This window comes from Rahnella sp. NRRL B-41462 (assembly GCF_003263525.1).
GTDB classification, from domain to species: domain Bacteria; phylum Pseudomonadota; class Gammaproteobacteria; order Enterobacterales; family Enterobacteriaceae; genus Rahnella; species Rahnella aceris.
In genome coordinates, this window is sequence record NZ_JYDF01000126.1 from 1 (window position 1) to 19,300 (window position 19,300).

Consider the following 19,300-nt stretch of genomic DNA (forward strand, 5'->3'; position numbering starts at 1 on the left):
TTTTGCCTTGCTCCTCCCCCTGCGAAGTGGGAGGCTGGGAGGGGGTTTTAAAGACAACACAATAGGTACTGCACTCTTCAACTAATACCCCACCCCAACCCTCCCCTTCGCAGGGGAGGGAGCAGATCGGTATTCTTACTCATCTCTGTGAGAAAACTGAGAGAGTGACATCAAACCACCGCACTTCTCGGCGCAAACACATACCCGATATCGTTCTTGATCATCGCGGCGACCAGTTCAAATCCGCCATTCGGTCTGGCCTGCGCAAACTCCAGTTCGCTGGTAAACACCGGACTGACCCAAAACAGATTCACCGGATCCCCGTAAATTTTTGGCAGACGCATTTTGTCTGCCGGACCGCATAATGCGGAGGAAATCACGTGTCCTTCAAAGCCGAGCGGTGCCATCGGCGACATCAGCGTGTGGCCTTCACCCAACCAGCTGAGAGTCGTCCAGGGAATCTGTGCATAACCGGATAACGCGCTGGCCATCTGCACGGCATTCTCTTCGGTCACATATTCTTTGCCGACCGAAAAGGCGAGTTCGATGCGACGATGCTTTTCTGCTTCATCGTTGAAAACAATATCAATTTGCGGCATCGGACGGATACTCATGCCGACCGTGAAGAAGTAATAATTCTCTTCATCTTCATGCTGAGAAATCGCCATTGGCGGCCAGTTGCCCTGATTGATCAGATAATATTTCAGTGATGAGCCAAAGCGATCTTCGTAGGATTCCAGCAGCTTGCGCTGGATTTTCGGCCACGGATTGCTGAATTCATTTTGCCAGTCACGCCAGAACAGGCGGGTCTTTTCTGCCAGTTCACATTGCGTGTTGGTCGAGGCAGAACCCAGCGGGAAGGTCAGCGGATTCTGTTTAATGCAGCCGGCGGAATAACACACCGAATGGTCGATATACAAACTCCAGCCGGGGATCATCGCCAGCAATAATCCCTGATACCACAACGCCGCGCCGTCATCGCTTTCATTCCAGAGGATCTGAATTTGTGCAGGCTCCAGCGGCGCTTCGCCCTCCAGATTGCGGCAGTATTGCGCCGCCAGCATCGGGGCAATCCCCTGCTCCATTGCCTCTGTGTCATCGTTCAGCGGTGCGGGCACCAGATTACGTACCCAGCAGGCGCGCATTTTCGGAAAGCGGTCGCGCAAATCTTCGCGGGCGAAAATATAAAAATACACCACGCGGTTATCCTGCTCGACCAGCGCGGTCAGGGTTTGTTTGTCGTTACTGACTTCAGCAACAATGTCGGACTGGCGCATATGACCTCAACAATATCAGGAAGCTTATTATTCCCTGTGATGGTCAGTGTAGAACGGATAAGCCAGGCCGATAACGGGCAATATTCCCAAAAATCCCCGATAAATCATTAAAACAGGTGCTTTTTTGTCAAAATATCAACATCAGCGGCAATACATCCGAAACAGCTGCGCCAGATGCGCGGCCATCGGCGTCAGCGTGGTATCACGTCGCTGAATGAGATAGAACGTGGCTTTCGGTAGCGGCAGATCAAGATCCAGCGCGACCAGACTCTGGCCGATCACCGGATCGTTAATGACATCGACGGACAACACGCTGAGAAAATCGGTTTTGGCGATCAGGCTGGTGCAGGACATAAAAGTTTCGCAAATCACGCTGATATTCGGCTCGGCATCCATTTCGCTGAACACTTCGCTGAGCAGTTTGTAATAGCTGCCGCGTGGCGTCGGCATCGTCCAGTCGCAATGCAAAAGCTCCTGCATCGAACGGGCATGCTGCATCGGATGACCACGCCTTGCCACCACGCGATACTCTTTATCCATAAGCTTTTCATATAACAGTTCGTTATCAAAGGGTCCCTGATAATAGGTATTCACGGTGAAATCCAGCTCGCCCTGACGCAGCTCCGGGATCATCGATACCAGTTGCCCCTCGGCAATCCGCACCTTCACATGGGGGAATTCACGGTGAAAACGGTCAATGACTTCCGGCATGATGGTGCGGGCAATGCTGGCCCCGACGCCGATATTGACCCTGCCGCTGGTCCCGCCGAGGCGCTGAGCGATGTCTTCCTGCGCCACCCGCAGCTCTTCCAGAATCAGGCTTGCGCGCTTAAAAAACGCGTCACCACAATCAGTTAGCGTCACGCCCTGACGGCGACGGACAAATAACCTCGCCCCCAGATTTTCTTCCAGTTCTTTAATTGATTTGGTCAGCGCGGGCTGTGAAAGATTCTGCATCCGGCTGGCGGCACGAATACTGCCCTGACGTGCGACCGAAACAAACGCCCGCAACTGATGCATTTTTATTTGTGATGGCATGAGATTCTTTGATAACCCCTGATTATCACTAAGAAGATTTTGGCATCTTATATGCCCTGAACGCTTTATGTACATTGAAAATCATATCAGGCCGCCTTTCGCCGCTTTCTGCGTGCGGGTCTGCACTTCCCGAAGCTTTGATTTCCTCCTTTCTGCCGCTGTGCGGAAAGCCTGCATGTCTGTGTAAAAAGAGAGTCCGTGATGGTTAATGAGATTTCTGAACGTGTAGAAAAGCTGTTCCCTTCCCTGCAAAAGCAACGTCGTGATCTGCATAAATACGCCGAATCCGGCTGGCTGGAGTTTCGTACCTCCACGCTGGTGGCCGATCGTCTGGAAAAACTGGGCTATTCACTGCAACTCGGCAAAGAAGTTATCGACGCTGATTCGCGTATGGGGCTGCCTTCCGCAGCCGTGCTGGCCGAACAGGAGCAGCGCGCACTGGAACAAGGCGCGATTGCCCGCTGGATGCCGCATTTCTCCGGCGGTTTCACCGGGATTGTCGCCACGCTGGAAACCGGTCGCCCCGGCCCGGTAATGGGTTTTCGGGTGGATATGGACGCGCTGGATTTAAACGAAGTACAGGAAGACCAGCATCGCCCGTTCCGCGACGGGTTTGCTTCGGCCAATAACGGCATGATGCATGCCTGTGGTCACGACGGTCACACCACCATTGGCCTCGGGCTGGCAGACGTGCTGATGCAGGTGCGCGACCAGCTCTGCGGCACCATCAAGCTGATTTTCCAGCCTGCCGAGGAAGGCACGCGCGGCGCGAAATCCATGGTTGAAGCGGGCGTGGTGGACGACGTGCAATATTTCACCGCCGTGCATATCGGCACCGGCGTACCGGCTAATCACATCGTGTGCGGTAACGATACTTTTATGGCAACGACCAAGCTCGACGTGCACTTCACCGGCGTGGCCTCACATGCGGGCGGTAAGCCGGAGGATGGCCGCAATGCCCTGCTGGCGGCGGCGCAGGCAACACTGGGTTTGCATGCGATCCCGCGTCACAGCGGCGGTGATTCACGCATTAATGTCGGCGTTTTACAGGCTGGTACCGGGCGCAATGTGGTGCCTTCCAGCGCCACGATGAAAGTAGAAACGCGTGGCACCACCAATGAGGTGAACGAATTTATTTATCAGCAGGCGCTGAAAGTGATTTCCGGCGCAGCCGAAATGCATCAGGTGAAATTCGACATCAAACTGATGGGCGCGGCGCAAAGCAGCACGCCGACGCCCGCCTGGGTGAATTACATCCACCGTCAGGCGGAAAAACTCGGCGAGTTTGAGCAGATTATCGACCGTCAGGAAGGCGCAGCGGGTTCGGAAGATGCCACCTATATGATGGAGCGCGTAAAAGCCCGCGGTGGCGAAGCCTCTTATGTCATTTTCGGCACTGATCTGAGCGCGGGTCATCACAATGAACTGTTTGATTTCGATGAAAAAGTGATGTCTCAGGGCATTAAAACCCTGGCGGCACTGGCGCTGAATATCGCTGAATTCAAAGGGGAACGCTGATGACGTCGCACGTGCCACATCAACAGAACGTCGTGAATTTCATCAATGATTTCATCGATAACCAGCAACCCGCGCTGGCAGAAATCAGCGATGCCATCTGGGATCATCCTGAAACCCGCTTTGTCGAATCCTTCTCTTCTGCATTACTGGCCGACAAACTCGACGCCAGCGGATTTGCCGTTGAGCGCGGCGTGGGTGGCATGGAAACGGCGTTTATCGCCAGCTTCGGCAGCGGAAAACCAGTGATTGCCCTGCTCGGCGAATTCGACGCGCTGGCCGGTTTAAGCCAGAAAGCCGGTTGCGATGTAGCGCAGCCACTGGTGGAAAACGGCAACGGCCACGGTTGCGGCCATAATCTGCTGGGAACGGCGGCACTCGGCGGCGCGCTGGCAGTGAAAGCCTGGATGGAACGTGAAAACATTCAGGGCACGGTGCGTTTTTACGGCTGCCCGGGTGAAGAAGGTGGCTCCGGCAAAACCTTTATGGCCCGCGAAGGATTGTTCGATGACGTCGATGCCGCACTGACCTGGCATCCGGAAACCTACAGCGGCATGTTCAGCAACCAGACGCTGGCCAATATTCAGGCGTCGTTCAGCTTTAAAGGCGTGTCCTCACACGCCGCCGCCGCGCCACATCTGGGTCGCAGCGCGCTGGATGCCCTGACGCTGATGAATACCGGCGCGAACTTCCTGCGCGAACACATCATTCAGGAAGCGCGCCTGCATTACGCGATCACCAACGCGGGCGGGATTTCGCCCAACGTGGTGCAGGCAGACGCCGAAGTGCTGTATCTGGTACGCGCGCCGCAAATGGATCAGGCGCAGGCGATTTTCGACCGCGTAGTGGATATTGCCAAAGGCGCAGCGCTGATGACCGGCACACAGATGTCGATGCGCTTTGACAAGGCCTGTTCCAACTACGTGCCCAACCGCACGCTGGAAAGCGCGATGTATCAGTACGTCCAGGCTTTCGGCACACCGCATTACACCGCCGAAGAGCGGGCGTTTGCGGCGTCGATTCATGCCACGCTGACGGAACAGGATATTGATAATAATCTGCTGAATATCTCCCGTACCAGCGGCGCGGAAGGCGTGGAATTCGCCGAAACCTTGCGCCATTCCCCGCTGACAGACTCCGTTGCTCCGTATGCCCCGAACGGCAATATCCTCTACGGCTCAACGGACGTCGGTGATGTGAGCTGGCTGGTGCCGACGGCGCAGTGTTTCAGCCCGTGTTTTGCGGTCGGTTCGCCGCTGCATACCTGGCAGATTGTGTCGCAGGGGCGGACCTCCATCGCCCATAAAGGCATGTGTCTGGCAGCGAAAATCATGTCATCGACCGCGATAGACCTGTTCACCCGGCCGGATTTACTGACGGCCTGTCAGAAAGAGCGCGATGCACAACGTGCACGACGCCCGTATCAGTGCCCGATCCCGGCAGGCGTAAAACCTTCGCCATTGAAATAAATCACGGGTGTCAGTTAATGATGTAAACCGCTCATTCGCGTCCCGTTCCGGCACGGATGAGCGGCATAAATATAAAAAAAGACAAACACGACAGAGGGTTAACAGATGAGTATTCAGGCGCAAGATTCCGGCCAGAGTCCGGGGGGATTTCTTCAGTGGGTTGAACGTGTGGGGAATAAAATTCCCAACCCGTTTTTGTTATTTGTTTACCTGATCGCCGTGCTGATGGTCGCCAGTGCGGTGATTTCATGGCTGAATATTACGGCAGTAAACCCAACCAACGGTGAGGTAATCCATGTAAAAAACCTGCTGAGCGTGGAAGGTATTCAGTGGATTTTGCCGAACGTCATTAAAAATTTCAGCGGATTTACCCCGCTCGGCTCGATTCTGGCGCTGGTGATTGGTGCCGGACTGGCGGAGCGCGTCGGGCTGCTGCAAAGCCTGATGTACAAAATGGCGTCCAAAGTAAACGCCCGTTACGCCAGCTATATGGTGATTTTTATCGCCTTCTTCAGCCACATTTCGTCGGATGCCGCACTGGTGGTGATGCCGCCGCTGGGCGCACTGATTTTCCTCGCAGTCGGACGTCATCCCGTGGCTGGTTTACTGGCGGCTATCGCCGGTGTTGGCTGCGGTTTCACGGCTAACCTGCTGATTGTGACCACCGATGTGTTGTTATCCGGTCTGAGTACCGAGGCGGCAAAGGCGATTAATCCGGCGGTTCAGGTCAGTGTGATCGACAACTGGTACTTTATGGCAGCCTCGGTGATTTTGCTGACCATCGTGGGTGCCATTCTGACCGATAAATTCGTTGAACCGCGCCTGCCGGTGTATCACGGCGAGCGTAACGAAGAGATGAAAAAGCTGACGCCGGAACAGAACCGCGGCCTGATGGCGAGCGGCATTGCGGCGCTGGTGTTTATCGCCCTGGTGGCGTTGCTGGTGGTGCCGGAAGCCGCGCCGCTGCGCAATCCGAAAACCGGCGGCATCATCCCTTCGCCATTTATTCAGGGCATCGTACCGCTGATTATTCTGTTCTTTTTCGTGATTTCAGTGCCTTACGGCATGGTGACGAAGCAGATCCGCAGCGCCAGTGACGTGCCGGATTTGCTGGTGGATCCGATGAAATCCATGGCGGGTTTTATTGTGATGGTGTTCCCGCTGTCCCAGTTTGTGGCGTTTTTCAACTGGAGTAATATGGGGAAATTCATGGCGATCGGGCTGACGGATGTGCTGGAAAACTTAGGCATGACCGGCATCCCGGCGTTTCTCGGCCTGATTTTCCTGTCGGCATTGCTGTGTATGTTTATCGCCAGCGGCTCGGCAATCTGGTCGATTCTGGCACCGATATTTGTGCCGATGTTTATGCTGCTCGGTTTCCATCCGGCGTTCGCGCAAATCGTGTTCCGCGTCGCGGATTCTTCGGTGATCCCGCTTGCGCCGATGTCGCCGTTTGTGCCGCTGTTCCTCGGGTTCCTGCAGCGCTACAACAAAGAAGCGAAACTCGGCACCTATTATTCGCTGGTGCTGCCGTATCCGATTGTGTTTTTCGTGGTGTGGCTGCTGATGCTGGTGGGCTGGTATCTGCTGGGTCTGCCCATCGGTCCGGGCGTTTATCCGCATCTTTAACGGTCAGTGCAGACGCCCATACGGCGCATGGCCCGGTGCCATGAGCCGTTTCTCACCGCCCAGCGCAATACCCCTGCAATGCAACGGGTGGCGAAACGAATCCTCCGGCGCTTCGGCGGGGAAAGGGAAATCCCCAGTTGGATTGCTGCCCACTCAGGCAATAATTCAATGCCAGCCTGAATCATCAGGCTGCCCACCGGCCTGGCCAGACGGCTCGGCGCGGGTGCATTCTGCAATAATCTTACCACTTCAAGCGTCCGTTCATCGCAGCGCAACTGCGGGCGCATCGCCTGCAGATAGGCTTCTACCGCATCGACACTCTCCGGCACATTTGCCGCCCCCAGGCTTTTCGCCACACGGGAAAACTCCTGATAATAGCGGTTCTGATCGCTCAGGCTGAGCGCAGGATTGCGATAACGCAGATGCGATTGCAGGAAGCTGTACGCTTCGGCTACGTGCACCCAGACCAGTAAATCCGGATCGCTGGCCGCATAAGGCGTGCCGTAAGCATCGGTACCGGTCACCCGCAAATGAATGGATTTTACTTTTTCGATTAACGCGTTGGCGTCATTAACAGGCGCAAAAGTCGTCCCGGAAATGAACTGACTGGTGCGACGAAGTCGCCCGAGCATATCTTCACGAAATGAGGAATGATCCCAGACACCGGCAAGCGCCAGCGGATGAAGCATTTGCAGCAATAAGGCACTGACGCCGCCACAAAGCATGGATGAGAAGTCTCCGTGAATTCGCCAGGTGATGCTTTGCGGACCAAACAGTCCCGGGTCACCCGGCGGATTCTCAAAGTCTATACCGCCTAACGCCAGGCCCGAAAGACTCAGCACCTGACGTTCTATTCTCTTTCTTAACAATTATCTTAACTCAGTGATTAATGTGCGGCTTTGCTGACAACCGTGGCTTTGGTCAGCTCCGGCCACAGGTTCATGACCACGTCAATCAGCCGGTTGAGTTCATCAGAACTTGCGCCGTCACGGGCCTGTACGGAGAAGCCCTGAATGGTGCAGGCCAGGTATTTCGCCAGCAGCGCGCTGTCAGTTACCGCAGTCAAATCACCGCTCTGTTTTTTCTTCTCGAAATATTCAAACAGAGTGCGTTCCTGCGAAAGGTGGCGCGCACGCAGCATTTCGGCAATATCCGCAGAAGATGAAGACATCCCGGATGATGCGCTGATCATAAAGCAGCCACTTGGCGTGTCGCAGTCGGTAAACAGCTCAACGATGGCACGCAGATAGCGCCCAACCGTATCCTCAACGGACAAATCTGTTCTGCTCAGTAAACATGAGCTCTTTTCGTAAAAGTTTTTCAGATAATGTTCAACGGCTGCGCGGAAAAGCCCTTCTTTGTTACCAAATTCGGCATACAAAGTTGGCGCTTTTGCACCGGTTGCTTCGACCAAATCGGCTAATGAAGTGGCCTCGTAACCATGGCGCCAGAATAAATTCAAGGCCTTGCTCAGAGCAGTTCCACGATCGAACTGTTTTGGGCGACCGCGACTTTTCCGGACCAAAGCCGTCTGTTCAGTGCTCATACACCCTCCTTCCATCACCATTGTGATTATGGTTATTAAAATAGTTATAGAAATAACTTAACGATCATTATTAAAAATAGTTGCGCACAAGTCCAGCGGAGTTTATCATTTAATTATCGAGCGATAAGAAAATCACTCAAACCCGCAAAGCTGCACAACTAAAAACGCTTTTATAAGCCTTTTGCAGACAACACATTCAGGACGTAACATCATGAGTAACTTTAAAATCCTTCTTGCAGTTCTGGCATTAACCGCTGTACCGGTTGCCAATGTTGCCGCACAGCAGGTTATCATGATGCCTTTGCAGAGTCAGGAAGTGCGGATGGTCAATGTGACCGGTGACAGTAACTTCTGTAACCCGGCCACCTGTACGAACAAAAAAATCGAACAGGGCCGTATTCCTACTTCTCCAACTCAACCACCTGCGCCTTCAACCTCTGGTCATCAGCCCGCTTCTGTTTATTACTAATGACCACGGAGCCTGATGACAGACCGTCAGGGCAGGAATCACGATAAGGCGGCTTATGTCGCCTTATCTTTTTCCTGGCCGCCCCATGTTTTATCACCCTCGCTGGCCAGAACCAACCATTAACTTAGCGATCATTAAAGATTCATTCAGCAAAATTATGCATAAAGGATTTTCAATTCTTATCGCGAATCATTTTAAAAACATTCATTTAACAAAATGAAAACAAAAACCGCGTTTAGCGTGACATTCATCACAGCACGATTAGTTAACGTTCATTAAAAAAACATCTTGCACAAACTCTCAACACTCCCTATCATTTACTTATCGAACGTTAACTAATAACTAACGTTGACCCGAAACTGAGGTTCCTGAATAAGGCACCCCGAATAAAAAATTGACGAACAGGAATTAACATCATGAAAACTATCGCAATGACAATCGCAGCACTCACACTTGCTACCGCTTCTTTCTCTACCCTGGCGGCGACTGAGGTTCAGTCTGTACCTGCGGGTGAACAAACTATCGGTACTGTCAGCGCCTCTTCAAACGGTGACCTGAGCACACTGCAGTCAAAACTGAACGCGAAAGCCACTGAAGCCGGTGCAAGCTCATACCGCATCATCGGTGCTTCTGGTGAAAACCATCTGTACGGTACTGCTGAGCTGTATAAATAAGGCCTGAAGATTTCGTTAGCAGATTGTTCCGCACAATAAGTTAACGATTAATAAATAAATGAGTTGCACAGAATATGATCCAGGTCTAACATTTACTTATCAACTGTTAAGAAATAACAGTCGGACCTAATAATCACCTGCTGATAAACAGATAAAAAGGAAGACCATCATGAAAAATATCACTATGACTTTAGCTGCAATTGCGCTTGCTACCGCCTCATTCTCTACCCTGGCAGCGACTGAAGTTCAGTCTGCACCAGAAGGTCAACAAGCAATTGGTGTGGTAAGTGCTTCTTCAAGCAATGATTTATCAAGCCTGCAGAACAAACTGAATGCAAAAGCCAACGAAGCGGGTGCAAGCTCATACCGTATCATCGGCGCTTCAGGTGAAAACCATCTGTACGGTACTGCTGAGCTGTATAAATAAGCACAAGAATAAGCAATTTAAGGGTACAACAGCATTTAGTTAACGATTAATAAGCTAGATGTTGTATCGGACAGAAGACAGCTTTGCACATTAAATGAACGTTGATGACAACGCCTGGCAAAGCTCAAAAATACGAAATGAGGAAAATAACATGAAAAACGTAACAATGACTCTTGCTGCAATCGCACTGGCTACCGCTTCATTCTCGACTCTGGCAGCGACTGAAGTTCAGTCCGCACCGGCAGGTCAGCAGGCAATTGGTGTGGTCAGCGCAACATCAGGTAACAGCCTGAGCAGCCTGCAGGACAAACTGAATGCTAAAGCCAGCGAAGCCGGTGCAAGCTCTTACCGTATCATCGGTGCGTCAGGTGATAACCATCTGTATGGCACAGCTGAACTGTATAAATAAGCTGAAGTAAGCAGTAAAAAAGCAGTAAGCAGAAGAGGCGGCATTTGCCGCCTTTTTCGTGTCTGTGTTTTATGAAAAATTTCTCTGAATGCTCCCTGCCCGCCTGACCTTGTGCTACATTTTTCTCTTCTATTTCCTTAAGGCCCTCTTTCCCAATGTAACGAACTCTCATCACTGACAGTTTTTCTTCTCCCTGTTGCCTGCGGGCAATTCGGGGTTTCTGTTATTTCTGATGAGAATCTCTTTCATGAATTCGTTATTAATTGCGCTCATACGCGCACTGCGCAGCCATCGCTGGCTGCGGCTGCTGGGCTTTGCCTTTATTTTATCATCTCTGGGTAATGGCCTGACACAGGTGGTGGTTTTTGGTCAACTGCTGCGCTGGAACGCCTCCCCTGCTACGCTGACTTTCGCTTATATGCTGGCAACATTGCCCGGCTTTATCGGAAGTCTGTGGGGCGAACGCTTGTGCAGAAAAATGTCGCCGCTGCAGATTTTGATCCTGACCGAAATTCTCGGCATGGTGGCATTGATATTTCCGCTGTACGGCTTGCTGTCACACAATATTTCCGCGTTGCTGGCTGTTCAGTCTGCCGAGGCGTTGCTCAGCGGGATGAGTTATCCGGCGCTCACGTTGTTATTCAAACGCGGGCTGAGTGTTGATGAGTTACCGGCAGCGACGGCAATGGAAACGCTGATCTTCGCGGCGCAGGTCATGCTCGGCACCGGCGCAGGGGTTTTGTTGTTCAATGTTGTTTCGCCACTCAGCATTCTGCTGCTTGATGCCCTGAGTTTTGCCGCATCTGCCATTTTGCTTCTGATCACCCGGAAAATATTTCAGGCCAGATGCGCCGACACAACGCCCGCTGATTCCGCCGTACCCGCGTCACTGCGCTGGAAAAATTACTCACCGCTACAGAAACGAAGCGTCTTGCTGCTACCGGCGCTCGCCGCCGTCGGTTCACCCGCGATGGCATTATTGCCCGCACTGGCGCAACAAATCCGCCCTGAAGAAGCCACAGGTCTGGCGCTCCCTTTGTTGTTCTCCCGTAGCCTGGGACAACTTTGCGGGCCGTTATTGCTCAATGCCGACAAACTCCGCCGTTACAGCGCCAGCAACGGACGGTTATTGCTATGCCTGATGTTGTTTCTGGGCGGATATTTTCTGCTTTCTCCCCTCTCCGCCTGGCTGGTGGCCAGTCTGATGCTGATTTTCGGTGCTCATCTGGCCTCGAATGTGGTGTTTGCATTAGGGACTTTCGGCGTGCTGCAAAATTTTGCGGGCAGGCAGGTCGCCACAGCCAGCGCTCTGGCCTGGCGCGGACAAGTTATGGTGAGCGCTTTTGCCACCGGAGCCGCCGGTTTACTGGCTGATAGCATCGGGGCAACCGGCGCGCTTTATAGTGTGTCACTCGCCAGCCTGACCGGGGTTGTTATCTTACTCTGGCACTACAGAGCGTAATCAGAAAACGACAAAGGCAGGGATTTCTCTCTGCCTTTTAACCCCATGGGAGTGCTTTTCTTCGGCATATCTCGCAAGAATTCTCCTTACTTATCTCGTCAGACGTTGGCTGTCGTATAAAGACGTTGGCGTGAGGCATATTTAGGTATAAAATTTTATACACAAGGAAAGTGATGGTGATTAAAGATATCGACTGGCGTGGAAGTTCGTTGAAGGATTTACGTGATTTCCCCACAGACGCCAGAAAAAGAGCAGGCTATGAACTTGAACAAATTCAGCATGGGCTTCCCCCAACACAATGGAAGTCAGTCAGCGACTGGGGAGCTGGCGTGGTTGAAATCAAACTTGATGTGTTTGCCGGTACTTTTCGGGTTATCTATCTCGCTAAATTCGACGAGGCCATTTACATCCTGCACTGCTTTGCGAAAAAGAAGCAGCAAACCAGCCCGAAAGATATTTCCATTATAAAAAGCCGCTATGCCCAAATTGTCCGGGAGCGCCACAGGAGAGAAAATGAAAAAGGATGTTATTGATGTCGCATCACGACATATCACACCAGCAGGCGGAAATGTTTTCGCCGATTTGGGATTCAGCGCTGTCGAAGCACAGGCTTTACATGCCGATTCACAGCGTAAAATTGCCCATACTCTGGCGCTCAAAGAACAACTGATGACTGAAATTGGCCTCTGGATCGCCCATCAGAATTTGCTTCAGAGCGATGCTGCAAAAATTTTGCAAGTTTCCCGCCCGCGCGTTTCTGACGTAGTGAACAAAAAGACGGATAAATTTACGCTCGATGCCCTGATTCTGATGCTGAGTCTGGCCGGAAAACAGGTAAAGCTGGTGGTTGAATAATCAGCAAAGAAAACGACAAAGGCAGGGATTTCTCCCTGCCTTTTCATCTCAATGCAAAATTTGAATAATCAGTTGGCAGAACTCTTCAGTTGGTTATCCTGCTGATGTTGCTCGAGCGCCAGCTCAATCAGGCGGGTGATCAGCTCACTGTAACTTAACCCGCTGGCTGCCCAGAGTTTCGGATACATACTGATGTTGGTGAAGCCCGGCAATGTATTGATTTCATTGATGACGACATCGCCCTGTTCTGTCAGGAAAACGTCCACACGCGCCATGCCGCGACATTCCAGCACCTGAAATGCCTGCAAGGCAATGGCGCGGATACGGTCGTGGGTCTCACGGGGTAAATCAGCCGGAACCGCAATGGAAGCACCGGATTCGTTGATGTATTTGGTATCGTAGGAATAAAACTCGTCGTGCAGGATCACTTCGCCACACACACTGGCCTGCGGGTGATCGTTACCCAACACAGCGCATTCAATTTCACGACCTTTAATGGCCGATTCCACCAGCACTTTGTGGTCGAAGCTGAAGGCTTCATCCAGCGCACGCTGATAGCCATCCTCATCACTGACTTTACTGACGCCCACCGATGAGCCCTGATTCGCCGGTTTGATAAAAAGCGGCAGACCGAGTTGTTGCGAAACACTGGCAAAGGTATTTTTCTGACGGTTCGCACGCGTCAGGCACACAAACGGGGCAACCGCCAGACCGGCATCGCGCAGCAAACGCTTGGTGACATCTTTATCCATGCTCACGGCGGAACCCAGCACGCCAGACCCTACGAAGGCAATATTTGCCATGCGCAGCAGCCCCTGCAAGGAACCGTCTTCCCCCAGCGTTCCGTGCACTATCGGGAAGATCACATCCACTTGCGACAACGCGCTGGCGCTGTGAGTCTCAATTAACTGATTCTCAGTCTGACCGGGGATCAGTGCAACCTGGTTATTCGAGCGGTTCAGGGCAATCAGCGACGGATTTTCAGCATTGATCAGGTAGTTACTGGCATCATTAATATGCCATTCCCCTTTCTTATCAATGCCCAGCAATGTCACATCAAAGCGTTGTTTATCAATCGCATCCACAATGTTTTTTGCCGACTGCAGTGACACTTCATGCTCTGCCGATTTACCACCGAAAATAATACCAACCCGTAATTTACTCACCTGCTGCTCCTTGTCGCCAGCCTCAGCGGACGGCGAACGTTTCTATAAACAACCACGACTAATCAACAACAAACAGTTTCGCGCCAATTGGTGTGGATGAACGGTGTGCTTCAGCATTGTCCGCCACCTGATAACTCATGCCCGGCGATAAGGTGAAATTCCGTCCGTCCTCAAGACGCGTATGAAGCTCCCCCTCCAGGCAGAACAAAACATGGCCTTTACTGCACCAGTGATCAGCCTCATAGCCAGGTGAATATTCAACGATACGCACACGGATATCGCCAAATTTTTGCGTACGCCACAGCGCCATGCCGGTATCACCCGGATGCTGCGTCGGCGTGACATCACTCCAGTCAGTCGTGCAAAACGGAATCGCATCAAGCTTCATGAGTTTCTCAATGTCGGGAAAAGGAAGGAAAGCCAGCATAAAAGTGAGCGGTAAATTTATCAATCGCTTGCTGAAAACAATTCATTAACAGCCGCTCGCAAAGTTGCGTAAAGCCGATTGTTCTTAGAGACAGGCTGCAGCGCACGTATGGCAGGGCCAGGGGAGAATGCGGGCAGCACACGCCATACCGTTGTGTTGCATGAGATGTCTGTGGGACAGCGGTCACGTTTTTTCGACTATGCTTAATGTTCTGTTGAGAACGCAGAAAGGCGCACGCACCTCAATTCCAACGTGCCGTTGTTTTCGACGACACGCCACAAAACAAGGAGCAACATATGCCATATCAAACGATAAATCCGTTCAACAATAAGCTCATCAAAGAATATCAAACACATAACGATCAGCAGGTTGAAGAGGCACTCTCTGCCGCCCATGCTTTATACAAATCTGACTGGGGTCAGGGCGATATTAAGCAACGCGTTAACGTGCTGCATAAATTGTCAGAACTGATGGCTTCCCGTGTCGATGAACTGGCGGAAGTGGTCAGTGTAGAAATGGGGAAACTCATCGGCCAGAGCCGTGGCGAAGTGCAGATTTGCGCGGATATTGCGAAATTCTATGCCGAAAACGCCGAGGAATTTCTCAAACCTGTGCCGTATAAATCCGATCTCGGCGAAGCCTGGGTCGAGCATCATCCGATTGGGGTGATCATGGCCGTCGAGCCCTGGAATTTCCCGTTCTACCAGTTAATGCGCGTACTGGCACCGAATCTTGCCTCAGGTAACAGCGTGGTCGTCAAACACGCCAGTATCGTTCCCCATTGTGCGGAAACCTTTGAGAAACTGGTTACCGAAGCGGGTGCCCCAAAGGGCGCTTATACCAACCTGTTTATTTCTCAGGATCAGGTCAGTGCCATCATTGATGATGACCGCGTTCAGGGTGTCGCGCTGACCGGTTCGGAGAAAGCCGGTGCGGTCGTGGCTTCACGGGCGGCATCTAAGCTGAAGAAATCGACGCTGGAACTCGGCGGGAATGACGTGTTTGCCGTACTCGATGATGCGGATATCGATAAAGCTGCCAAAGCCGGTGCGCAGGCCCGTGTCTCTAATGCCGGACAGGTGTGTACGGCGGCCAAGCGCTTCATTATTCATGAAAAAGTCGCCGATGAATTCCTTAAAAAATTCACCGAACACTTCAAGGCACTGAAGATCGGCGATCCGCTGGATAAATCCACCACACTGGGACCGTTGTCCTCTGCCGAAGCGGTGAAAACGCTGAGCAAACAAGTGGATGATGCCGTGAAACACGGGGCGAAACTGCACTTTGGCGGTAAAAAGGTGGCAGACAATCCGGGCAACTTCTTTGAGCCAACGATTCTGACGCACATTACCCGCGATAATCCGGCCTATTTCGAAGAGTTCTTTGGCCCGGTCGCACAGGTGTACGTGGTGAAAAATGATGAGGAACTGGTGAAACTTGCCAACGACTCACATTACGGCCTCGGCGGTTCGCTGTTTACCACCGATCTGACCCGCGCCCGTAAGCTGGCGAGCCAGATTGAAACCGGTATGGTATACGTCAATTCACCGACGGATACCGCTGCTGAACTGCCTTTCGGTGGTGTGAAACGCTCGGGCTTCGGCCGCGAACTCTCTGATCTCGGTATCAAAGAATTTGTGAACCAGAAACTGGTGGTGCTGGCCGCGAAGTCCTGATGCTTCTTCTCCCCCTGCGGAGGGGGATTTTTTCCTCTCTCCGCACTTTTCCTTTCTCCCTCATTTACCAAGCCTTGACCCACGACAAAGCGCGCTCAAGCACCGCCTCTCTATAATCAGACCCGTTTGTCTTCCCACTGGTAAATCGCATGGCTTATGAACTCAATCTGGACTGGCCGGAATTTTTAGAAAAATACTGGCAAAAAAAACCTGTTGTTATCAAAAAAGCATTCTCAAATTTTGTTGATCCAATCTCTCCAGACGAATTAGCCGGTCTGGCGATGGAGCCGGAAGTGGACAGCCGTCTGGTGAGCCATAAAGATGGTGAATGGCAGGCAAGTAACGGTCCTTTTGAAGATTTCGACGGGCTGGGTGAAACCGGCTGGTCACTGCTGGCACAGGCCGTAAACCACTGGCATTTGCCTGCGGCAGAACTGGTGAAACCTTTTCGCGTATTGCCGGACTGGCGTTTAGACGACCTGATGATTTCGTATTCCGTGCCCGGCGGCGGTGTCGGCCCGCACATCGATCAGTATGACGTGTTTATCATCCAGGGCATGGGCAGCCGCCGCTGGCGCGTGGGCGATGCTCTGCCGATGCGTCAGTTCTGCCCGCACCCGGCGTTACTGCATGTGGATCCGTTCACGCCAATCATTGATGAAGATCTTGAACCCGGCGACATTCTGTATATTCCGCCGGGCTTCCCGCACGACGGCTTTACCCATGAAACCGCCCTCAACTATTCCGTCGGTTTCCGTGGCCCTAACAGCCGCGATTTCATCAGCAGTTTTGCTGACTACGCGCTGGAAAACGATCTGGGCGGCAGCCATTACAGCGATCCGGATCTCACGCTGCGCGACCACGTCGGTAAAGTAGAAGATTACGAGCTGGAACGTGTGCGCCAGATGATGGTTGAGCTGATCAGCCAGCCGGAAGATTTCAAACAATGGTTTGGCCGTTTCGCCACTACGCCGCGCCATGAACTGGATATCGCGCCAGCCGAACCGCCATACGAATCACATGAAATTGCCGATGCACTGATGGAGGGCGAAAGCCTGGTGCGCCTGAGCGGTCTGCGGGTTCTCAACGTCGGCGAACGTTTCTTTGTTAACAGCGAGCCGCTGGAAACATCGCAACATTCCGCGGCCGATGCGCTGTGCCGCTATACGCTGATCAGTAAAACAGAGCTGGGTGCTGCGTTGCAGGATCCTGAATTTGTCGCTCTGTTAACGGATCTGGTGAATCAGGGTTACTGGTATTTCGACGAGTAAACTCCCGGCGATTCAATAACAGCAAAGGCGGCATCCATCCCGGATGCCGCCTTCTTTTATTCTGTTTCGACCGTTAACATTTACGAGCGATAAAGCTCCACCGGCGGCTTCATTTTCCGTTCTTCCGGTGCGAATAAACTAATCTCTTCGCCCAGGATATATTTGGCGCGCAGCATCGCGGAAATCTTGTCCATAATCATCACGATAGCCACTAAAATCAATGTGATAAACATCACCACATCCCAGTTCCACAGACGCATATTTTCCGCATACACCAGACCGATCCCGCCCGCGCCAACAAAACCAAGAACAGCGGCTGAACGGGTATTGGATTCAATCTGATACAGCGACAACGCAAGGAATGTCGGGAAGGATTGAGTGAAAATCCCGAAGCGGTGCGTTTGTAGCGGGGAAGCCCCCAGCGCCCGCAGGCCGCGGCTCGGCGAACGATCTACCGCCTCATGCCCTTCCGCATAAAGCTTGCCCAGCAAGCCTAAATCCTGCATCACGATCGCCAGCACACCGGCCAGCGGCCCCATGCCGACAGCACGAACGAAAATCAGCCCCCAGATCGCCATATCCAGCCCGCGTAAAACATCCAGAAGACGGCGGATGACCATGGAAACGGGTCTGAGAACCGGCGTCGACATCACATTACGCGCCGCAAGGAATGAAAGAGGCAATGCGAGGAAAGACGCGGTGATGGTTCCGGAAAACACAATCGCCAGCGTGATAGCTATTTGCGAAAAATAATACATAAACGGCCATTCGGAAACGTTATGCCAGACAAACATCCGCAGGAAATAACGTCCTACTTCGCGGGTGCCGCGCACCACTTCGCTCCATGGAATACCGAAATAACTGAAGAAATAGACGTAGTACAGCGTAATCACGACAGCCAGTATCGCGAGGTAGCGCAGATAGCGGCGCTGCGCGGCAAACAGATGCCCGTGCTTCTGCTTCAGGCTGCTGACCACATGAGGTTCGAGCGCATCAGTTAACATCAGAAAGTGCCCTCCACAACGCGTTTGCGCAATTTACCGGAAAGAAAATCCATCGCCGACACCACCAGAATAATCAGCAGTAAGGTCATGCTGACCTGGTCATATCGGTCCAGTTTGATTGAGGTCATCAGCTCCTGCCCGATACCACCGGCCCCGACCAGCCCGAGGATAGTCGACTGGCGGAAGTTAATTTCGAGGCGCATAAAGCTGTAGGATAAGAAGATCGGTTTCACCTGCGGCCACATGGCGAAACGCATGCGCTGCAAACGCCCCGCGCCGCAGGCTCTGAGTCCGCGCACCGGTTTATCCGATGCGGTTTCAATGGATTCGTAGAACAATTTGGTCAGACTGCCGGCAGTGTGTAACGTCAGTGCGATAAAGCCCGGAATGGCACCGACGCCAAACGCCATCACACACATTACCGCCCAGGCCAGTTCCGGCATGGTGCGCAGGAAAGCGACAAAGGTACGGATGCTGAATTTCACCCATTTAGGCGAATCCGTATTGCTGGCGGCGAGAAAAGCCAGCACGACTGCCAGCGCCGTCGACAATATCGTTGAGGACAACGCCAGCTGAATAGTTTCCCAAATCAGCGGCAGCTGAATATTGAGACGATATCCCCAATACGCCAGTGAACCTTCTGTATGACCGTCAGCAAATAACAATGACCAGTGTAATACCGGCACCGTCTGACCAATATAATCAAAGAAGCTCGGCGCGGAGACAATAATCGTTTTTAAATTAAGTTCGGAAACATTGCCTGACCACAGATATAACAACAACATCAGCCCTGACCAGATCAGCGCTTCCCGCTTTTGTTTACCGCGTATCTGCTGGTAATAACGATTGAAGTCTTTGTTCAAAATAATATTTCCGATTTGCGATAATCATTATTCCTCCCCCTGCGAAGGGGGAGGTCAGGAGGGGGTATTAAAAAAAACAATAATGGTAAAAGCTTTCGCTTCCTGAGTTGCCATTAATACCCC

At 52.3% G+C, this 19,300-nt stretch carries 20 protein-coding genes; 12 read left to right on the forward strand and 8 right to left on the reverse strand.

Annotated elements, in window-relative coordinates:
- Positions 1-170: 170 nt before the first annotated feature.
- A complete protein-coding gene (locus UC14_RS23660) occupies positions 171-1,277 on the reverse strand; it encodes a suppressor of fused domain protein (protein WP_112198552.1) in 1,107 nt (368 codons plus the stop codon).
- Positions 1,278-1,418: 141 nt separating this feature from the next.
- The gene (locus UC14_RS23665; RefSeq protein ID WP_013576342.1) at positions 1,419-2,315 is read right to left on the reverse strand and encodes a LysR family transcriptional regulator; all 897 of its coding nucleotides are present in this window, start codon (positions 2,313-2,315) and stop codon (positions 1,419-1,421) included.
- 201 nt (positions 2,316-2,516) lie between these two features.
- Between UC14_RS23665 and UC14_RS23670 the strand changes: the two genes are divergently transcribed.
- From UC14_RS23670 to abgT, 3 genes are all read left to right on the forward strand, one after another.
- The gene (locus tag UC14_RS23670) at positions 2,517-3,833 is read left to right on the forward strand and encodes a M20 family metallo-hydrolase (protein WP_112198553.1); all 1,317 of its coding nucleotides are present in this window, start codon (positions 2,517-2,519) and stop codon (positions 3,831-3,833) included.
- A complete protein-coding gene (locus UC14_RS23675; RefSeq protein WP_112198554.1) occupies positions 3,833-5,299 on the forward strand; it encodes a M20 family metallopeptidase in 1,467 nt (488 codons plus the stop codon). Before UC14_RS23670 ends, UC14_RS23675 begins: the two co-directional genes overlap by 1 nt.
- Positions 5,300-5,404: 105 nt before the next feature.
- Positions 5,405-6,928, forward strand: a complete 1,524-nt coding sequence (abgT, locus tag UC14_RS23680; protein WP_013576345.1) for a p-aminobenzoyl-glutamate transporter — start codon at positions 5,405-5,407, stop codon at positions 6,926-6,928.
- On the opposite strand, the gene UC14_RS23685 is transcribed toward abgT, so the two are convergent.
- Positions 6,925-7,797, reverse strand: coding sequence for an oxygenase MpaB family protein (locus UC14_RS23685; RefSeq protein ID WP_112198555.1), 873 nt, complete (start codon positions 7,795-7,797; stop codon positions 6,925-6,927). The genes abgT and UC14_RS23685 overlap by 4 nt on opposite strands.
- A 17-nt stretch (positions 7,798-7,814) precedes the next feature.
- Entirely contained in the window at positions 7,815-8,474 is a 660-nt protein-coding gene (locus UC14_RS23690; RefSeq protein WP_013576347.1) for a TetR/AcrR family transcriptional regulator, read from the reverse strand.
- A gap of 211 nt (positions 8,475-8,685) precedes the next feature.
- Here UC14_RS23690 and UC14_RS23695 point away from each other — a divergent pair, with 211 nt between their 5' ends.
- The 7 genes from UC14_RS23695 (at position 8,686) to UC14_RS23725 (ending at position 12,770) form a co-directional block, all read left to right on the forward strand.
- Positions 8,686-8,943 carry a hypothetical protein gene (locus UC14_RS23695; protein ID WP_013576348.1) on the forward strand — a complete coding sequence of 86 codons (258 nt, stop codon included), beginning with the start codon at positions 8,686-8,688 and terminating at the stop codon, positions 8,941-8,943.
- A gap of 416 nt (positions 8,944-9,359) precedes the next feature.
- Positions 9,360-9,617 (forward strand): YdgH/BhsA/McbA-like domain containing protein, encoded by a 258-nt coding sequence (locus tag UC14_RS23700; protein ID WP_013576349.1) that lies wholly within the window; start codon positions 9,360-9,362, stop codon positions 9,615-9,617.
- A 169-nt stretch (positions 9,618-9,786) separates the two neighbouring features.
- Entirely contained in the window at positions 9,787-10,044 is a 258-nt protein-coding gene (locus UC14_RS23705; protein WP_013576350.1) for a YdgH/BhsA/McbA-like domain containing protein, read from the forward strand.
- A 151-nt stretch (positions 10,045-10,195) separates the two neighbouring features.
- A complete protein-coding gene (locus tag UC14_RS23710) occupies positions 10,196-10,453 on the forward strand; it encodes a DUF1471 domain-containing protein (RefSeq protein ID WP_013576351.1) in 258 nt (85 codons plus the stop codon).
- Between the two features lie 247 nt (positions 10,454-10,700).
- Positions 10,701-11,915 carry an MFS transporter gene (locus tag UC14_RS23715; RefSeq protein WP_112198556.1) on the forward strand — a complete coding sequence of 405 codons (1,215 nt, stop codon included), beginning with the start codon at positions 10,701-10,703 and terminating at the stop codon, positions 11,913-11,915.
- Between the two features lie 173 nt (positions 11,916-12,088).
- Positions 12,089-12,448 (forward strand): type II toxin-antitoxin system RelE/ParE family toxin, encoded by a 360-nt coding sequence (locus UC14_RS23720; protein ID WP_013576353.1) that lies wholly within the window; start codon positions 12,089-12,091, stop codon positions 12,446-12,448.
- Positions 12,429-12,770, forward strand: a complete 342-nt coding sequence (locus UC14_RS23725) for a helix-turn-helix domain-containing protein (RefSeq protein ID WP_013576354.1) — start codon at positions 12,429-12,431, stop codon at positions 12,768-12,770. The genes UC14_RS23720 and UC14_RS23725 overlap by 20 nt, the downstream gene beginning before the upstream one ends.
- A gap of 68 nt (positions 12,771-12,838) precedes the next feature.
- Here the strand turns inward: UC14_RS23725 and ddlA are convergent, their stop codons facing one another.
- Positions 12,839-13,936, reverse strand: coding sequence for a D-alanine--D-alanine ligase (gene ddlA, locus UC14_RS23730; protein WP_037037176.1), 1,098 nt, complete (start codon positions 13,934-13,936; stop codon positions 12,839-12,841).
- Positions 13,937-13,994: 58 nt separating this feature from the next.
- Positions 13,995-14,324 carry a DHCW motif cupin fold protein gene (locus tag UC14_RS23735; protein ID WP_013576356.1) on the reverse strand — a complete coding sequence of 110 codons (330 nt, stop codon included), beginning with the start codon at positions 14,322-14,324 and terminating at the stop codon, positions 13,995-13,997.
- Positions 14,325-14,659: 335 nt separating this feature from the next.
- Between UC14_RS23735 and UC14_RS23740 the strand changes: the two genes are divergently transcribed.
- Together UC14_RS23740 and UC14_RS23745 are read left to right on the forward strand one after the other, a co-directional pair.
- A complete protein-coding gene (locus tag UC14_RS23740) occupies positions 14,660-16,039 on the forward strand; it encodes an NAD-dependent succinate-semialdehyde dehydrogenase (RefSeq protein ID WP_013576357.1) in 1,380 nt (459 codons plus the stop codon).
- Between the two features lie 149 nt (positions 16,040-16,188).
- Positions 16,189-17,310, forward strand: a complete 1,122-nt coding sequence (locus UC14_RS23745; RefSeq protein WP_112198557.1) for a cupin domain-containing protein — start codon at positions 16,189-16,191, stop codon at positions 17,308-17,310.
- An 80-nt stretch (positions 17,311-17,390) separates the two neighbouring features.
- Here the strand turns inward: UC14_RS23745 and phnE (UC14_RS23750) are convergent, their stop codons facing one another.
- Both phnE (UC14_RS23750) and phnE (UC14_RS23755) read right to left on the reverse strand, forming a co-directional pair.
- Positions 17,391-18,314 (reverse strand): phosphonate ABC transporter, permease protein PhnE, encoded by a 924-nt coding sequence (gene phnE / locus UC14_RS23750; RefSeq protein WP_013576359.1) that lies wholly within the window; start codon positions 18,312-18,314, stop codon positions 17,391-17,393.
- Positions 18,314-19,177: a phosphonate ABC transporter, permease protein PhnE gene (gene phnE / locus UC14_RS23755; RefSeq protein WP_013576360.1), complete on the reverse strand. Its 864-nt coding sequence runs from the start codon at positions 19,175-19,177 to the stop codon at positions 18,314-18,316. Before phnE (UC14_RS23755) ends, phnE (UC14_RS23750) begins: the two co-directional genes overlap by 1 nt.
- Positions 19,178-19,300: the final 123 nt, after the last annotated feature.

Excerpts from the sequence above, each read along its gene's own strand:
- UC14_RS23725 (WP_013576354.1), top strand. The coding sequence starts at position 12,429 with ATGAAAAAGGATGTTATTGATGTCGCATCACGACATATCACACCAGCA.
- UC14_RS23745 (WP_112198557.1), top strand. The coding sequence starts at position 16,189 with ATGGCTTATGAACTCAATCTGGACTGGCCGGAATTTTTAGAAAAATAC.
- phnE (WP_013576359.1), bottom strand. The coding sequence starts at position 18,314 with ATGTTAACTGATGCGCTCGAACCTCATGTGGTCAGCAGCCTGAAGCAG.
- UC14_RS23660 (WP_112198552.1), bottom strand. The coding sequence starts at position 1,277 with ATGCGCCAGTCCGACATTGTTGCTGAAGTCAGTAACGACAAACAAACC.
- UC14_RS23710 (WP_013576351.1), top strand. The coding sequence starts at position 10,196 with ATGAAAAACGTAACAATGACTCTTGCTGCAATCGCACTGGCTACCGCT.
- UC14_RS23665 (WP_013576342.1), bottom strand. The coding sequence starts at position 2,315 with ATGCCATCACAAATAAAAATGCATCAGTTGCGGGCGTTTGTTTCGGTC.
- UC14_RS23690 (WP_013576347.1), bottom strand. The coding sequence starts at position 8,474 with ATGAGCACTGAACAGACGGCTTTGGTCCGGAAAAGTCGCGGTCGCCCA.
- UC14_RS23705 (WP_013576350.1), top strand. The coding sequence starts at position 9,787 with ATGAAAAATATCACTATGACTTTAGCTGCAATTGCGCTTGCTACCGCC.
- UC14_RS23695 (WP_013576348.1), top strand. The coding sequence starts at position 8,686 with ATGAGTAACTTTAAAATCCTTCTTGCAGTTCTGGCATTAACCGCTGTA.
- UC14_RS23740 (WP_013576357.1), top strand. The coding sequence starts at position 14,660 with ATGCCATATCAAACGATAAATCCGTTCAACAATAAGCTCATCAAAGAA.
- UC14_RS23700 (WP_013576349.1), top strand. The coding sequence starts at position 9,360 with ATGAAAACTATCGCAATGACAATCGCAGCACTCACACTTGCTACCGCT.
- abgT (WP_013576345.1), top strand. The coding sequence starts at position 5,405 with ATGAGTATTCAGGCGCAAGATTCCGGCCAGAGTCCGGGGGGATTTCTT.
- UC14_RS23675 (WP_112198554.1), top strand. The coding sequence starts at position 3,833 with ATGACGTCGCACGTGCCACATCAACAGAACGTCGTGAATTTCATCAAT.
- UC14_RS23715 (WP_112198556.1), top strand. The coding sequence starts at position 10,701 with ATGAATTCGTTATTAATTGCGCTCATACGCGCACTGCGCAGCCATCGC.
- UC14_RS23670 (WP_112198553.1), top strand. The coding sequence starts at position 2,517 with ATGGTTAATGAGATTTCTGAACGTGTAGAAAAGCTGTTCCCTTCCCTG.
- UC14_RS23720 (WP_013576353.1), top strand. The coding sequence starts at position 12,089 with ATGGTGATTAAAGATATCGACTGGCGTGGAAGTTCGTTGAAGGATTTA.
- UC14_RS23735 (WP_013576356.1), bottom strand. The coding sequence starts at position 14,324 with ATGAAGCTTGATGCGATTCCGTTTTGCACGACTGACTGGAGTGATGTC.